At 53.4% G+C, this 16,558-nt stretch carries 14 protein-coding genes; 5 read left to right on the forward strand and 9 right to left on the reverse strand.

Features of this window, described 5'->3' with window-relative positions:
* Positions 1 to 51 precede the first annotated feature (51 nt).
* The gene (locus tag OS112_04020; GenBank protein ID WAC05800.1) at positions 52 to 504 is read right to left on the reverse strand and encodes a DUF5814 domain-containing protein; all 453 of its coding nucleotides are present in this window, start codon (positions 502 to 504) and stop codon (positions 52 to 54) included.
* Positions 501 to 1,136, reverse strand: coding sequence for a DUF2150 family protein (locus tag OS112_04025; protein WAC05801.1), 636 nt, complete (start codon positions 1,134 to 1,136; stop codon positions 501 to 503). The genes OS112_04020 and OS112_04025 overlap by 4 nt, the downstream gene beginning before the upstream one ends.
* Positions 1,137 to 1,307: 171 nt before the next feature.
* On the opposite strand from OS112_04025, the gene thiI reads away from it, so the two are divergent.
* Together thiI and OS112_04035 are read left to right on the forward strand one after the other, a co-directional pair.
* Positions 1,308 to 2,480 carry a tRNA 4-thiouridine(8) synthase ThiI gene (thiI, locus tag OS112_04030; GenBank protein ID WAC05802.1) on the forward strand — a complete coding sequence of 391 codons (1,173 nt, stop codon included), beginning with the start codon at positions 1,308 to 1,310 and terminating at the stop codon, positions 2,478 to 2,480.
* A gap of 73 nt (positions 2,481 to 2,553) precedes the next feature.
* The gene (locus OS112_04035) at positions 2,554 to 3,495 is read left to right on the forward strand and encodes a radical SAM protein (GenBank protein ID WAC05803.1); all 942 of its coding nucleotides are present in this window, start codon (positions 2,554 to 2,556) and stop codon (positions 3,493 to 3,495) included.
* Positions 3,496 to 3,575: 80 nt separating this feature from the next.
* On the opposite strand, the gene OS112_04040 is transcribed toward OS112_04035, so the two are convergent.
* The 5 genes from OS112_04040 to OS112_04060 form a co-directional block, all read right to left on the reverse strand.
* The gene (locus OS112_04040; GenBank protein WAC05804.1) at positions 3,576 to 5,792 is read right to left on the reverse strand and encodes a PAS domain S-box protein; all 2,217 of its coding nucleotides are present in this window, start codon (positions 5,790 to 5,792) and stop codon (positions 3,576 to 3,578) included.
* Positions 5,793 to 6,100: 308 nt separating this feature from the next.
* Positions 6,101 to 7,579, reverse strand: coding sequence for a polyphosphate:AMP phosphotransferase (gene pap, locus OS112_04045; GenBank protein WAC05805.1), 1,479 nt, complete (start codon positions 7,577 to 7,579; stop codon positions 6,101 to 6,103).
* Positions 7,580 to 7,721: 142 nt separating this feature from the next.
* Positions 7,722 to 8,900 (reverse strand): O-phospho-L-seryl-tRNA:Cys-tRNA synthase, encoded by a 1,179-nt coding sequence (gene pscS / locus OS112_04050; GenBank protein ID WAC05806.1) that lies wholly within the window; start codon positions 8,898 to 8,900, stop codon positions 7,722 to 7,724.
* Complete coding sequence (locus OS112_04055; GenBank protein ID WAC05807.1) at positions 8,897 to 9,091, reverse strand: hypothetical protein; 195 nt, start codon at positions 9,089 to 9,091, stop codon at positions 8,897 to 8,899. The genes pscS and OS112_04055 overlap by 4 nt, the downstream gene beginning before the upstream one ends.
* A 215-nt stretch (positions 9,092 to 9,306) precedes the next feature.
* The gene (locus OS112_04060) at positions 9,307 to 10,119 is read right to left on the reverse strand and encodes a hypothetical protein (GenBank protein ID WAC05808.1); all 813 of its coding nucleotides are present in this window, start codon (positions 10,117 to 10,119) and stop codon (positions 9,307 to 9,309) included.
* Between the two features lie 244 nt (positions 10,120 to 10,363).
* Here OS112_04060 and OS112_04065 point away from each other — a divergent pair, with 244 nt between their 5' ends.
* Together OS112_04065 and OS112_04070 are read left to right on the forward strand one after the other, a co-directional pair.
* The gene (locus OS112_04065) at positions 10,364 to 11,806 is read left to right on the forward strand and encodes a saccharopine dehydrogenase NADP-binding domain-containing protein (protein WAC05809.1); all 1,443 of its coding nucleotides are present in this window, start codon (positions 10,364 to 10,366) and stop codon (positions 11,804 to 11,806) included.
* A 12-nt stretch (positions 11,807 to 11,818) separates the two neighbouring features.
* Positions 11,819 to 13,033: a type III PLP-dependent enzyme gene (locus OS112_04070; GenBank protein ID WAC05810.1), complete on the forward strand. Its 1,215-nt coding sequence runs from the start codon at positions 11,819 to 11,821 to the stop codon at positions 13,031 to 13,033.
* An 85-nt stretch (positions 13,034 to 13,118) separates the two neighbouring features.
* On the opposite strand, the gene OS112_04075 is transcribed toward OS112_04070, so the two are convergent.
* Complete coding sequence (locus OS112_04075) at positions 13,119 to 13,253, reverse strand: hypothetical protein (protein WAC05811.1); 135 nt, start codon at positions 13,251 to 13,253, stop codon at positions 13,119 to 13,121.
* A 123-nt stretch (positions 13,254 to 13,376) separates the two neighbouring features.
* On the opposite strand from OS112_04075, the gene OS112_04080 reads away from it, so the two are divergent.
* Entirely contained in the window at positions 13,377 to 15,935 is a 2,559-nt protein-coding gene (locus tag OS112_04080; protein ID WAC05812.1) for a cation-translocating P-type ATPase, read from the forward strand.
* A gap of 140 nt (positions 15,936 to 16,075) precedes the next feature.
* Here OS112_04080 and OS112_04085 read toward each other — a convergent pair whose 3' ends face one another.
* Entirely contained in the window at positions 16,076 to 16,477 is a 402-nt protein-coding gene (locus OS112_04085) for a YkgJ family cysteine cluster protein (GenBank protein WAC05813.1), read from the reverse strand.
* Positions 16,478 to 16,558 lie beyond the last annotated feature (81 nt).

The following is a 16,558-nucleotide window of genomic DNA, read 5'->3' on the forward strand; positions in this document are numbered from 1 at the left end:
GGGCGGTAAATTACCCGTCAGACAGACAGTTCAATAATGATCAGGAACCGTTCATCTCTCGATGAGCCGGATATGGTCACCGGTCTTTTTTGCGAGTTCCTGCCGGCCTTTCAGCCGCGAGATGTCCGAGATCGCTTCAAGGACGTGCACGGTGTCTTCAAGGAAAGAGAGGATGTCTGCGGGGAAGATCTCGATGCCGTATTCGTCTGCCAAAAAAGAGGCGATCTGCCGGTGGTCTAGGCCGTTCTCGCGCAGTTCCAGGACTTTTAGTGCAAACTTTTTTTCCGGGCACCCGCAGAGAGGGGAGTCCCGGCAGTCACAGCGCAGGAAATCATTGAAAAAAGCAAGGAGCTGTTCCCGTACTGCAAAATCAAAAGAATCATAGTTGATGCCAGAGGTGAGCGTCTCGAGCATCGTGCCGTTAAATGCCCGGTCGGATAACCGGTACCCGGCGAGCCGTTCAATCCTTTTTGCGACGCGGAGCCGTGCCCGGTCAGCGATCAATCCTCGTCCCCGACACTCTCGTCGAAGTTCTTGAGCGATGCCATCGCCTCGCTCATCCGCTCGCACTCGATTAACCACTCGTCAAACAGGGTGGGGTTTTCAATATCGTCTTTGACATATTTCCCGCAGCATGCCGCCCCGTCCAGGACGCTGGCGCCGATATTTGCCGCGACATCGAGTGCCTGTTCCATGTCTTTCTCGATTAAGTCTTTGCCTTTTTTCACGAGTGTCTTGATATCTTTGTCATACTTTCCTTCAAGATATTTCCTGCAGGAGGCAAACATCACGAGTTTGGGGAGCTGGAGGATCTCGATGATCTCCCCAAGGTCTTGGTCAGGTGCAGATCCCATCACGATCAGTTCAACCTTGCCGAGATTGTCCAGCGCTTCTTCTTTTGAAAAACGCTTGTTCTGGAACAGCCTGATGATCTTTAACACTTCAAGGGTGATATCAACCGAGAAGCTGTCGAGCACCCGGAACCCTTCGGGCATCTCATCGCTCTTTGGATCGACTTCAAAACTGGACTCTTTGAGTGTCTTTAACCAGTTGTCCCAGCGCTCCTGGTTGTAAAAAATATAAAATAACTTGAGCGGTTCGGGTTCTGGTGCCTTTTTGCTATCCTTTTTTGCCATTTCAGTACACATGTTTCCCTCTCAAATTAAAGTATTTTTGTTACCGGGCTGAACAATGGAAGAGGTTTTTTAAGATAAAGAACTGCCTTTTTTCCTGTTCATTACCACCCAACTGTTATCTTAAACAACAGTCAATGATCTGTGACGAAATCTTTTATGAGGTGCTGATCTGTGAAATGCGTGATGGTGAGGTACGGCGAGCTGTTTTTGAAAAGTGAGCCGGTCAAACGCCATTTTATCGGCCTTCTGATGCGCAATATCAAAAAGGCGCTGGACTCCGAAGGGCTCCCTCATAAATTTGACCTTTTCCGGGGCAGGATGCTGGTGCCGGGCGATGACCCCGAACGGATTGCGTCTGTCGTCTGCCGGGTCTTCGGGGTAGTCGATGTGAGCGTCTGCACCCGGACGACAAACAGCCTTGACGACCTCTGCTCCGCAGCCATTGATACTGCAGAAGGAAACCTGAAACCGGGGATGAGCTTTGCCATTAGGGCAAAACGGCAGGGGGTTTTTGGGTACACCAGCCAGCAGATGGGGGAGGTGATCGGCAGGGTGGTATCCGGCCACATTGCCGGTGCCCGTGTCGACCTCTCGCACCCCGATTATGAAATTTTTATCGAGGCACGGGACTTCGGGGGGTTTGTGTATGACCGGCGGATTGAAGCGCCCGGAGGACTCCCGCTCGGCACGCAGGGCAGGGTCTGCGTCCTGCTCTCATCTGGTATTGATTCGCCTGTTGCATCGTGGCTTTCAATGAAGCGCGGGTGCGAAGTGACGCACCTGCACATGGATGCCGGGCGTTGGGCAGGCCCGGACGTTAAAGAGGCTGCGGTTGAGAACCACCGGCGGCTTTCGCTCTGGTGCCGGGGCTTTGCCCTCCCGATGCTCGTGTTTGACAGCGAACCGCTCTATGATGCGATGGAGGAGCACCGGATCCCGCCCCGTAACCGGTGCGTGATCTGCAAACGGTTCATGATGCGGGCAGGCAGCGTCATTGTCCCAAAGCAGCACGCCCTTGCGCTTGTTACCGGCGACAGCCTCGGGCAGGTCGCCTCCCAGACGCTCCCCAACGTTGTTGTCATTTCGGACGCAGCAACTGTTCCGGTGCTTCGCCCCCTCATCACGTATGACAAGCAGGAAACAATCGACATCGCCCGCCGGATCGGGACGTTCGATGCCCATCCAAAAGATCTTGCGTGCCGGGCAGTCCCGAGAATGCCGGCGACTGCTGCCATGTCTGAAGAGATCCGGGCTTGCGAGGAAAAAATGGATATGGAGTCTCTTGTTGCCTGCGCAGTAAAGGGACCGGAAATTATCATTGCAAAAAACGGGACAATCCTTTGAGACGGGATATCATAACCGGTTTTTAACAACAACCCTTACATCTCTAAAACGAGATTCTCATACAGCGATCCCGATGCCGCCTTCAGAGCATCAGCCCCGATACCTCAGACTGCTCGCAACCGGTGAACTGGAAGACCGGAGAGAGAAAGCATCAGCACTCCTGCAGGAGTGCACGGTCTGCCCCCGCGGGTGCCGGGTGAACCGCTCCGAGGGGGAAACGGGTTTTTGCAAAACAGGTATGCGGGCGCAGGTAACAAGTTTCGGGCCGCATTTCGGCGAGGAGCCGGAACTTGTCGGGCGAAGGGGTTCCGGCACGATCTTTATATCTCACTGTAACCTTGCATGCGAGTATTGCCAGAACTATACCATCAGCCAGTGCGGGCACGGGCAGGAAACAACTCCCGGAGATCTTGGGGCAATGATGCTCTCATTGCAGCGGCAGGGATGCCATAACATCAACATTGTCACGCCTTCGCATGTCGTGCCGCAGATCCTCGATGCCGTAAGCGTCGCTGCAGCACAGGGGCTCCGCATCCCGCTCGTTTATAATTCCGGGGGATATGACTCCGTGGACACGATCAGACTTCTTGACGGGGTAGTTGACATTTACATGCCGGATGCAAAATACGGGAGGGATGAGATTGCCCTTGCGCTCTCCCATGCCCCTGATTATGTACCGGTCATGAAATCGGCCCTAAGGGAGATGCACCGGCAGGTCGGAGACCTCGTGGTTGAGCAGGGTGTTGCGGCAAGGGGGATGATCATCCGCCATCTTGTCCTGCCGGGTAATCTTGCTGACAGCGAAATTGTCCTGAAATTTATTGCAGACGGGATCTCGCGGGATTCGTACGTCAATATCATGGCACAGTACCGTCCCGCGTGGCATGCTGTGCACATTGCAGACCGGCAACCCGCATTCCACAGCCTGAAAAGACCGGTGACGGGCAGGGAGTTCCGTTACGCGATCCAGTGTGCAAAGGATGCCGGATTATATCGCGGGTTTCCTGTTTTATAAAAAATTCCTGCTGGAGTGCTGTGCCGGACTAATAAAACGCCGGTCAATGATTGCAGGACCTGGTCGCTGGATGAGAACGGTTATTTTTCTTTTACAATTATTGTAAACATTGTTCCTTTGGCCCGGTCCAGTCCGATGGTACCCGAGAGCTGCTCTACAAGGGAAATCACCAGCCGGAGTCCCAGCGACGGGGCATTACGCCAGTCAAAACCCTCCGGGATTCCCACCCCGTTATCCTTGTATATGATCGTGAGCTGGCGTTCTGTTTTTTTTATTGAAATTTCAATCTCGCCTTTTCTTCCTTCGGGAAATGCATGTTTTAGTGAGTTTGAGATCAGTTCATTGACCATAAGGCCGATGGGGATGGCGGTGTCAATATTCAAGGTGATGTCCTTCATCTCGATTTTTGCAGTGACCAGGCCCCGGTCAAGGACGTAATAATCAAGGAGGATCGTCACCAGATTGCGGATGTATTCTGAAAGGATGATATGGGAAAGATCTTCGGAACGGTACAGCTTCTCGTGCACCAGTGCCATGACTTTGATCCGGTTCTGGCTTTCCTGGAGCATCTTTTTTACATTCTCATCATCAATCTGCCGTGTCTGGAGGTTTAAGAGGCTGATGACTATCTGGAGGTTATTTTTGACGCGATGATGGATCTCTCGCAGGAGCACGACTTTTTCCTGCAGGGACGCATTGATCTTGGCGGTGCGTTCTGCAATTCCCCGTTCCAGTTCCTCATTGAAGGAGCGGAGCCTGTCCTCGGCTTTTTTACGTTCCGTGACATCCCGGATCGTCTCGATAGCCCCGGTCTTGTTTCCCTTTTCATCATAGAGGGGGCTTGCCTTTCCCCATAAGGTCCTGACTCTCCCGAGCGGCTGTGGCAGGTCTGTTTCCGCAATGATCAGGTCCCCGTATCTCTGGATAATATTGTAATATTTCCGCTCCAGCACCTCGTCTGATTCAAATATAAGGTCGACAAGGATAGGTCTTCTTGTCCCGTAAAAGGGGAGTGCGTATTCATAGTTTCCCTTTCCCACCATATCCTGTGCCTTAACACCGGTCATCTCTTCGATCGCCTTATTCCATGCAACGACCTTTCCCGCCCGATCGATAACGAGCGTCGCATCCGGCAGGTGATCGATGATCTCGGCAAGCTGGTGTTCAGACTCTTTTAATGCCGCCTCGGCCTTCTTCCGGTCCGTAATGTCATGGATGATCGAATAAAAGAGCGGCTTGCCCCTGACGGTGATGGGGCCGGAGAAGATCTCAACGTTCCGGCGTTCCCCGCTGGCAAGGAAGTGATTTGAGAAGAAATGCCGCTCCTTCTCATTTTTTGCAACGGACAGGTCCCGGAGCACTTTTTCTGCGGGGAGCCGGTTGAGATCGAAGATCCGCATGCCGGTCAGCTGTTCGCGGGTGTATCCGTAATAGGTGCAGGCGGCAGAGTTTGCATCGACTATCATCCCGGTATCCGGGTCGATGAGCAGGGAAACGGTGTTGTTATGATAGAACAGTGCGCTGTAGCGCGCCTCGCTCTCTTTTAATGCATCTTCAGCCTGTTTTCGTTCGGTGATGTCTGTCCCGATCGCGACAAAACTGGGCAAAACACCCTGTTCGGAGGGGATCGCACGGGTGTTCCACGAGATTATCCTGAGATCACCTTTTTTTGTGAGGATAACCGATTCGAAATGTTCGAAGTATTTGTTCTCATTGATGATCCTCCTGATGGTACCGGTAATATTTTTCCGGTACAACATGTCGGGATACAGCTGCTTCCAGATGGAGTTTTTTCCCACAACTTCGCCGGCCAAGTACCCGCTGATATCTTCAGCAGCCTTGTTCCAGACCAGGATCGTCCCCTTTGAATCAAGCACCGTCAGCCATACCAATGCATTGGAAATGATATTTTCCTGGAACTGGCTGAGCCTCTGGATCTCAGATTGTTTCCTTTTAAGGTGTATTGAGAGGTACGCAATGATCAGCGCAACCCCCATAAATGTGATAAAACGTTCGACTGCACCAATGATTTCAGAACCATTCAGGGGATTAAAATACACCACCATCAGGACGTAGGACACTCCCAGTAATGCTGAACACAAAACCCCTTTTTTCTGGTACCGGTAGGCGAATATGATGATTGGGAAATAATACAGGTGCATGAAAATTGTGGTTATTCCCCGGGAAACACAGTAATACGTGAAAAAAACCAGCAGCGCTGTTATAGTAAAGAGAAATATCCTCCAGATCCGTTCAGATATTCCGGAAAAACTTAGTTCAGTCCAGTCGAATTTCATCAGCAAACAACGCTCGCATTACGAAACTGTTATGGGTTATTTGTGGGGAAATATGTTAAATACAACGGTGCGCGCCGGTGCAAGCCCCTCCTTATCATAAGATTTCAGGTCTAATATGTAAAAACAGGAATACGGGGGTAGGTCCCTCGGATTATGGTGGGAAACAAACCACGGACGGACATGCAGAGCAAAATGCGTTTATCTTTTAATGACGGGTACCTAAAAGGGAATACGGAATATGGGTAATCCCGCAATGCAGGCAGGCTGGTCCAACTTTAGTACGGATTGCATCTTTAATTAAAAAGGATTTATCGTAACAACCACTCTTCGATATAGTCGGTGACGGTCCGGAGCGTCTTTACCCTCGCGTACTGTTTGTCATCCGATTCGACAACAGTCCACGGGGCAAGCTGGGTACTGGTGCGTGCGAGCATCTCGTCTAACGCCTCCTCGTATTCGTCCCATTTCTTCCGGTTCCTCCAGTCCTCATCGGTAATCTTCCACTGCTTGAGCGGGTCGTTCTGCCGCTGGTTGAAACGGTCAAGCTGCTCATCCTTTGAGATCTCGAGCCAGAACTTCACAAGCCCCCCCCCGCTCCCGACATAGACCTCCTCCATCTCGTTGATCTCGTTATACGCCCGCTTCCATTCATGGGGTTTGCAGAATCCTTCAACACGCTCCACAAGCACCCGGCCGTACCAGCTGCGGTCAAAGACCGTGATATGTCCGTTGTTCGGGAATCTCGTATAAAAACGCCAGAGGTAGTGATGATCAAGTTCTGTCTGGTCGGGGGGCCCAATCGGGACGACATCATAACCCCGGGGGTTCATGTGCCGTACAAGCCGCATTATATTGCCTCCTTTCCCGGCAGCATCCCAACCCTCATACACGATTATGAGGGGGATCTTGCGTTTGTACAGGGAATACTGGAGATCACGGATCTTTTCCTGATACTTCAACAGATCCGCCTGGTATTCAGCCTTTGATAAAGAGACGGGTGCTGCAGACTTTCGTTTGAAACCGGTCTTTTTTGGCTTTATGATATCCTCCTCTTTCTCTTTTTTTCCGTGGGAATTTTTTGAGGGGAGGTGCTTTTCAAGCGTTTTGATGACTGTTGAATAAACTTTTAAGATTGTATGGTTCTTATCGGTCGCTTCCACGATTGTCCATGGTGCATTGGGAAAATCCGTGCCCTGAATGAACTGTTCGATGATGGGCAGGTAATTGTCGTAATGGTGGTGGAAGTCCCAATCCCCGCGGGTGATCATCCACGAAGTCAGGGGATCGTTCTCCCGTTCATTAAGCCGTTTTTTCTGCTCTTCCTTGCTTATATGCAGGAAAAATTTTATGACAATAGCCCCGTCGTCCGAGAGATGCCGTTCGTAACTGTTGATCGATGAGATTGAGCGTTTCATGCCATTCTTCCAGTCGATCCCCGACATCTTTTCTGCAAGGGCCCGGCTGTACCAGCTCCTTGCAAAGATTGCAATCCGTCCCTTGGCGGGTGTCCGCACCTGGAAGCGCCAGAGAAGCGGGCGTGCACGCTCTTCATCATTTGGGGAACCGATCGAGTGCATGGAAAAGCCACGGGGATCGAGGAAATGGATGAGTTCGTTGATGACCATCGTGATCCCGGATGCATTCCACCCCTCGACTACGATGATGGTCGGAATCTTATGGTCGCGAAGGGAACGCTGCAGGACGCCAAGCTGCTGCTGGAGAGGTTCAATGGACTTCTCAAAGGTCTTGTCATCGGTCGTTTTGGTCAGGTCATAATGTTCAAACATGCTTTTGCCCCGCTTGTGTCTGCATGCGCAGAATATGCCGGATTAACCGAATCCTATCTCGCTGCTTGCTGATAAAATCAGTGCAACCGTTCCCGGTAAAAAAAGATGGCAAAAATGAGGTGTTGGGAGTATACAGGAACGGTCAGGTGACCTTCAGCCCGTTCTCCTGTGCAATCCCTATAAACACTGCTGCGACGTACTGTGCCTGCCGCTGTGTCATACCATAGGTATTGTATTTCCAGACGCGTGTTGCGCCGGGAATGATCCCGGTGACGCCTCTCTCTGACAGTGCACCGGAGAAAAAGAACCCGCGTTTTTTATGCGTCTGTGCAACCGTGTCAAACGATGCGGTCGTATCCACACGGGTGAGGGCGTGTTTCCGTGGATATTCTGACAGCACGCGTGTCCCTTCAATGGAACGGAGTGCGTCGATGACAACCGCCGCGTTTTCCAATTCGCGTCCAAAATGCTTCACCCGCTCCTTCACATGGGGGAATGACGCCATCATGCCGACAAGGGTAACGCCCATCAGCGTGCACCCCATCATCTCAGGTTCCTTGATCCCAAATTTCCTGCCGGTCACATCCCCGGCGATCATTGTCGTGCGGAACACTTCTTTGGCACGTTCCGCGGTGCATGCAAGTACTCCGGATGGCGCAGGTGCCGCCATGCTCTTGTGCCCGGAACCGATCACAAAGTCAGCGCCCAGGCTTTTGCCATCTACCGGCATGATCCCGACCGTGTATGCACCGTTATACAGCACGGGGATGTCATACTGGTGCGCGACCTTTGCTATTGCCTGCACTTCATGGACATTGCCGTACTGGTAATCCACATGGTCGATAAAGGCAAGGACGGGGAGCCGCCCGTGCTGCTTACGGACTTCCTCAATCTTGTGCGCTGCAGCGTCCGCTGTCACGATTTGCCGGTCGTCTGCCGGGATCTCGCACGCGATACCCCCCGCCCCCTCCACTGCGAGGAATCCGGTATAATGAGACAGGGATGTGAGCAGGACGGGATCGCCTTTGTGCACGTACGTGTGGGCGACTGCCTGGAACCCCCGGCGTGCACCGGGCACGACACGGGCTGCGTCCATGTTCAGCCATACCGCGATATCCTTATGGAACTCCGCGATCGGCGGTTTGCTGATATAATCCAGACGGTTGGGCTTGCGGCAGTTATCGCAGACCGAGTACCCGTCGCCGTACGCGATCACCGCTTTCATCGCGTCCGCCGTCAGCCTTCCCCCGGCCTGTATCGGGTCGATGTTGATCGCAAGCTCGTCGACCATCCGGGCTTCGATGCCGGCACCGCACCTCATTTCTGCATCTCCTGTTTAAGCGATGCGACCTGCCGTTCGAGGTTGTCCAGGAGGCGCTGCACCTGTGCCTTCTGCTCATCGTCAAACTTGTGGAGCGGAGCGGTCTCCCGTAGCAGGACCCTGAGGTCAGTCAGTGTATACATCGCCTGGAATAACATGTCAGCAGCCCGCCGGGACAATAAAATCACCATATTACTATTGGACTGGTATGAATTAAGTATCCGGTTCAAGGGTTAAGGGGCCTTATTGAAACCCCTTGTATTGAGACGCTCTCATTGGGTTCAATGAGTTCCTCAGATAATCGGGAATATTTCCAGGGTAATAAAAATTTGGGGTAAAAAGACCGGCGATGACTTTGTTTTTTTGGGTACCAGGAAAAAATGGTTGCGTGCGGGGGTGTCCGTTATCAGGTCTTTCTTTCTCCCAACCGTTCGGCAAAGGAGATCTCACTGCTTTTTTTCCGGGAGGGATCCTGACGGGGAGTATCCTTTGGGACGGTATCACCATCCGGGATGAAATCCAGCCGGGTTTCATCACCTGATCCGGGCCGGGTATCTGATGAGGAGTGCCGTTTTCCTGTAAACGCAAACCTGCTGCGGGCCATCAGGGGAGCCCCCTCTCTCCGGCCGGTGTCTTCAGGTATCCCCCGTCGGCCTGCGTCCGCTTCCCCCTCATGCTGTTCGGTAAATACATAAAACTGCAGGAAGGCTTCCGGTTCACGGAACACCGAAGCATCGATCCCCTCAAACACGAGTGTCCGGTCAACCGTGCCGTACCACCCGCCTGCCCGTTCGGTGATGGTGTCGCGGGTTGGCTCAAATATATAGACCCTCTCGATCTCGCCGTGGCGCCCCCAGGCGGTCTCCGAAATACCGGTACCCTCAAACGTGAAGGTCTTGCCGACTGCCCCGTACTGTCCCCCCTCCCGGACCGCAATCTGCTGCCCGCCGTTCTCGTACCGGAATGTCCGTGGCGACTGCCCGAACGAAAACGTCTCTTCGAGCATCCCGTACCGGTCGAACAAAAACCTTCTTACGACCTTCTCCTGCCGTGCAGGGTCGCGTTCCGTCATCATATCCGATGCATGGTCAAAAAGATAGAGACGGCGGAGGATTTTTCTCTCATCCAGTACCCGCACACCGCCGCTGCCATACTGGTAGTACCTGAAGATTGATCCCCGTTTTGTCCCCGCATATTCCGTAATGACCGGATCTGCCATATCAACCACTCACTTTTGTCATCCTCTGGTTTTCTAGCGTTATTTCTTTGTGCAAGAAATAGTTTCTTCTGGCATATCGCACTGCTTCTGACTTTGGACCGGATACGAAGTATGAGAGGTCTCAAGCAATAACTATTCACGGACCCGGTTTTCCTCATCATTTTATCATGTAACATGAACAAAATTAAGCATCAGGTTACGAGAACGGATTGTACGTAACAATAAAAAAACCGGGAGTCTTTTCATGGAATTCAAAAACAAGGTGTTGATCATCGGGTATGGTGCCGTGTCCAAGTGTATGCTCCCAATCTTGCTGCGGCACGTAAACATCCCGCTTGAAATGATCACGATCATCGATTTCAAGGAAAAATCAACGGACCTCAAGGCATGGACCTCGCAGGGGCTCAGGTTTTTCAAGAGGAAAGTGTCTCCTAAAAATCTCGACCGGATACTCTCCGATTACCTTTCACCGGGAGGGCTGCTGATCGACCTTGCATGGAACATTGACTGCTGTGCGATCGTGCAGTGGTGTCATGACCATGACGTCCTGTACGTGAACACCTCGGTTGAAGCATGGGACCCGCAGGGCGAAAGGTTTACGGCGAGCCCGTACGAGAAGTCCCTGTACTTCCGGCAGATGAAGCTCCGCGAGCTCACCAAAGACTGGAAGGATACCACCACATGCGTGGTCGACCATGGCGCCAATCCCGGCCTGATCTCCCATTTTGCCAAGCACGGGCTTGTGGATATTGCAGAACGGATGATTTATGACGGGATCGCACCGGACCCGAATAGGATGAATAATCTGATCCAGGCGGAGGACTTTGCCGGGCTTGCCATGGAGACCGGCATAAAAGTGATCCACTGCTCCGAAAGGGACACCCAGATCTCGCGGTCGCCAAAAAAGGTTGACGAGTTTGTGGGTACATGGTGTATCGAAGGGCTGCTGGAGGAAGGGACCGCCCCGGCAGAGATCGGATGGGGCACTCATGAAAAAGAGCTGCCTGAACAGGCCCATGTACCTCCCGCAGGGCCAAAGAACGGAATCATGCTCGCCCGCATGGGGATCAATACCTGGGTCCGGTCATGGATCCCGCACCAGGAGATCGTGGGGATGGTCATCCGGCACGGGGAGGCATTCGGCATCTCGGACCGGTGGACGGTCTGGAAGGACGGAAAGGCAATCTACCGCCCAACGGTGAATTACGCGTACATGCCCTGCGATGCAACGATTGCGTCACTGCACGAGCTGCGGGGCAGGAATTACGAGCTCCAGCCTAAACTCCGGATCATGAACGACCGGGAGATCGTGAGCGGCTCTGATATTTTAGGCGCTCTTTTAATGGGCCACCCGTACAATTCGTGGTGGACCGGCAGCATCCTCCCGATCGAGGAAGCACGAAGACTTGCACCCGGGCAGAATGCGACCACGATCCAGGTCGCGCTGGGGGTCGTCTCCGCCGTGATGTGGATGATCGGCAACCCGAGGAAAGGTTTCTGCCTCCCGGATGACCTCCCGCACGAATTTGTCCTAAATATTGCAAAACCGTACCTTGGTGAGTTCCTGTCCGGCCCGTCAGACTGGACGCCTGTAAAGAACAGGGTGGTATATTTCAAGGAAAATCCGAAAAATGCTTTTGACCGGACCGATGTCTGGCAATTCAAAAACTTCTTATTTGTGCAATGAGTCACTCATGTAATGGCAATAGCTGCAAAACCAAAAGAAAAGAGATCCAATAGTGAGGGGCATGACAGCGGGGTCCCCCATATTGACCTGGCACGAAAGGAACTGCTGCAGGGTCTTGCAGCGGAGCACGGGACCCCCCTCTTTGTCATAGACCACGAGAAGATCCGGGAGAACTACCACGAGTTCAGGGAGCACATGCCCAATGTGCAGGTCTACTATGCTGTCAAGGCAAACTCGAACCCCGAGATTGTGAAAACGCTTTTTTCCCTGGGCTGCAGTTTTGATGTCGCGTCCATGCCGGAGTTCATGATCGTGTGGGAAAATATCCGGGATATGCCGGACAAGGAACGGCAGGACTGGATCTGGGACAAGATCATCTATGCCAATACGATAAAACCCATCGAGACGCTGGAGTCCCTTGACCAGTACAAGCCGCTGGTCACTTTCGATAACAGCTTTGAGCTTGTAAAGATCAGGGAACATGCCCCACACGCAGGTCTTGTCCTGCGGCTGAGAGTCCCCAATACCGGTTCCATGGTGGAGCTCTCCTCAAAGTTCGGGGCGCACCCCGGGGAAGCAGTCGACCTGATCGTGAAAGCGTTTGAACTCGGTCTTGTTGTGGAAGGTTTAAGCTTCCATGTCGGCAGCCAGTGCACCAATTTCGAGAACTATATCCAGGCCCTGCACCTGTCTGCGGATATTATTAAAGAGACCGAGACCCGTACCGGGCAGAAGATCAGGATCCTGGATATCGGCGGCGGTTTCCCGGTAAAGTACCATCCCGATGTAAAATCCATAAAAACGCTTGCAAGAAAACTGAATGCCGAGATCAAACGGCTGTTCCCTCCGGATATGCAGATCCTTGCCGAGCCCGGGAGGTTCCTTGTCGCCAATACCTGTTCGCTGGTGTCTAAAGTGATCGGCAAGGCATTCCGCGACGGGAAACCCTGCTATTATATCAATGACGGTATCTATCACACGTATTCCGGGCAGATCTTTGACCATGTGAATTACCCGGTGTTGTCGTTTAAGGACGGCAAGACAAGGATATCAGCAGTGTTCGGGCCGACCTGCGACGCTTTTGATACGATCACCCTCTCCGCAGAGCTGCCGGACCTTGAGATCGGCGACCTTGTATATTCTGAAAATATGGGCGCTTATACGATCGCCTCGTCAACATTCTTCAACGGGTTCCCGCCGGCAAAAGTTGTGCATATCAACCGGTGATTCTCCTCACCGGATCCTGTCCTTTTTACCTGGCCATTTACCTTGTATTAAAATGAATGCGGATGACCGGGTGAAAAGGATCATCTCATCGGTCGGGCCCGCATTTTGCCGGCATGTTCCGGACCGGCGTGGTGATAATGTATTCATGCCCGTCCTGCCACCGGTTCATGGGCCGGAACACCGCTTCTATCGCAAACCCTATGAACTTACAATCCGACATAAGTGGAATCATGATCTCCGGATCCGGTTCTCCGGATTATTATCAAATCATGCCCGGTGCCGATGAGTCAGCCGGACCCCTGTGCATGAACTCTTAAAAAACGTCTATGAAAGGAACAGGATAATGCCAGTTCTTGATATCAGTTCAGTTACCGGCCTCTCTGATCAGGAGGCTGAAGAGCGACTCCGTCGCGGGGGATATAATGAGCTGCCCTCTGCGAAAAAACGGGGTTTTCTCCATATTGTCTTTGAAGTGGTCCACGAGCCGATGTTCCTCCTCCTTGTCGCAGGCGGGCTTCTCTATTTTATTCTCGGCGACGTTTCCGAAGGGATGATGCTTTTAAGCTTCGTCATCGTCATCATCGGCATCACTGTCTGGCAGGAACGCAAGACCGAACGGGCTCTCGAGGCTCTCAGGAACCTCTCGAGCCCCCGGGCCCTCGTCATCCGGAACGGGGTGCAGAAACGGGTCCCCGGCCGGGATGTTGTGACCGGCGATTCGGTGATCCTCTCTGAGGGCGATCGTGTGCCGGCGGACGGGATATTGCTCATTTCCAACAATGTGTCGGTTGACGAATCCCTGCTGACGGGAGAATCGGGTCCGGTCAGGAAAATCGCAGGAAGAACGGGTGTCCATGCAGAGCGGCCGGGCGGGGATGACCAGCCCTTTGTATACTCCGGCACACTCGTCGTTTTGGGCCAGGGCCTTGCGCAGATTACCGCAACGGGTGCTGCCACCGAGATGGGGAAGATCGGCACCGTCCTCCAGACAGTCGAACGGGGCGAGACCCGGCTGAAGATGGAGATAGACCGGATTGTCAGGACGATTGCCCTTGCCGGGATCTCGCTGTGTGCGATCATTGTGATCGTGTACGGTCTTACCAGGTTCAACTGGCTCGGGGGATTTTTGGCCGGTATCACGCTTGCCATGGCGATCCTGCCCGAGGAGTTCCCGGTCGTGCTCACAATCTTTCTTGCCCTTGGAGCATGGCGGATCTCCCGGAGAAATGTACTCACCCGGCAGATCCCCGCTATCGAGACACTGGGTTCTGCTACTGTCCTTTGTGTTGACAAGACAGGCACCCTCACAGAGAACCGGATGTCTGTGGCGAAATTACTTGCCGGAGGGCAGACCTGCGGTCATGACACCACGACCTCGAATACTGTTCCGGACAGCTGCCATGAAGTTGCCGAATATGCCATCCTTGCCTGCAAGAAAGACCCGTTCGACCCGATGGAGAAGGCACTTCTCCAGCTCAAAGACGGGGATTTCGGAAAGACCGAGCATATCCATGCGAACTGGAACCTTGTACAGGAATACCCTCTCTCCACGGAGCTCCTTGCCATGTCCAATGTCTGGCGGTCGCCCAGTGGCAACCAGTACATCATCGCTGCAAAAGGAGCACCTGAAGCGATTGCGGATCTCTGTCATCTCGATGCAGCTGCCTTACAGGAACTTTCGGAATCCGTCAACCTGATGGCTGCTGACGGGCTCCGAGTTCTTGGTGTTGCAAAGGCATCGTTCTCGATCTCCGGCCTTCCTGAAGAACAGCACGATTTTGTCTTTGAATTCCTTGGCCTTGCCGGTTTTGCCGACCCGGTCCGCCCGCAGGTCGCTGATGCGGTCAGGGAATGCTATACAGCAGGTATCCGGGTCATCATGATCACCGGGGACTACCCGCTGACTGCACAGAACATCGCCCGGCAGATCGGGCTTGCAGACGGTGCCCGGTACATCACCGGTCCCGAACTGGATGCAATGGATGACAATGAACTGGGAAAGCGGATCAATTCCGTTACGGTCTTTGCCCGGGTCGTTCCCGAGCAGAAACTCCGGATTGTCAATGCCTTAAAGGAGAACGGGGAGGTCGTTGCGATGACCGGCGACGGCGTGAATGATGCGCCGGCACTGAAATCCGCAGACATCGGCATTGCCATGGGCGGCAGGGGGACCGATGTTGCCCGCGAGGCCTCATCTCTTGTCCTGCTGGATGACAATTTCACATCTATTGTTTCAGCAGTCCGGCTGGGCCGGCGGATCTTTGACAACTTAAAAAAAGCGATGGCCTACATATTCTCCATCCATGTTCCCATTGCCGGAATGTCGCTTATCCCCGTCCTCTTTAACATGCCGCTTGTACTCCTTCCGGTCCATATCGTGTTCCTTGAGCTGATCATCGACCCGGCCTGCTCGGTTGTTTTTGAGGCCGAGAAAGAAGAGCGGGGCGTCATGGACCGCCCGCCCCGGAAAAAGGACGAGGGGCTCTTTACCCGGCGCACGCTTGTGCTCAGCCTCCTGCAGGGATTTGTCGTGCTCGCTGTCGTGCTCGCCATTTATCTCATCGCATGTGCACGTGGCCTTTCAGAGGACGAGGTCCGGGCCCTGACCTTCACGACCATCGTTGTTGCCAACCTCTGCCTGATCCTCACCAACCGCTCATGGTCGGAGACAATCATGTCTTCGCTGCGCTCGTACAACAAGGCGCTTTTATGGGTCTTTTCCGGGGCTCTTGTCTGCCTCTTGCTCGTGCTGTACGTTCCGGTACTCCGGGAACTCTTCGGGTTTGGCGTTCTCGATCCCGCCGACCTGGCGCTCTGTGTCTGGGCAGGAGTGGCAAGCATCCTGTGGTTCGAGCTTTACAAAATCCGGCAGCGGGCTGCGGGCGATTTGAGATCACCCTGAGGGCAGTGATCCTGATCCTGGAAATGTGACTGTTCAGGATCATTCATGGTATAATAGGGATAAAAACCAGTCCGTTCCGGTTCTTATTTTACGGGCGTATCAGGCCGGTGTATTCTCCCAGTCCCCAAAAAAGTGCATTGTCACGGCGCTGTGTCCCGGCATGCGGGACAGTTCAGGGCATAGTCACGGACGGGCTCGTTCCAGGGTGTGAAACTGGTGCACACTTTCGGTTTGGCGCCATGAATCCTGCACCATACCTTTCCGTCATCTGCCCGGAAGAAGAACGGGCAGTGTCGCATTTTCCTTCCGTGCCCGTCCACCCAGTAATCGATCCGTGTGACCTGCGGCAGGTCATTGAGACCAATCGCTGTCCCGGTGCAGCGCGATCCATCCCGGAGCCGCACGAGGACATGCCGGAGGATATCGGTGCGGCCGTTTTCTATCCATGGCCGGATATCCTCGACAATTCCCTTCTGGCCCCAGCCCCATTTCTCACAGCACTTCCCGCACTGGAGGCAGTCCTGTCCGTCTGTCAGGGGCAATCACCATGTGACTGTATGCCGGGCTCCATGATAGTCGTTCTTTTTATAATCGCTACGGTCCGGTGAAAGCAGGGGGGATAT

This window comes from Methanoregula sp. (genome assembly GCA_026625165.1).
Lineage (GTDB): Archaea > Halobacteriota > Methanomicrobia > Methanomicrobiales > Methanospirillaceae > MVRE01.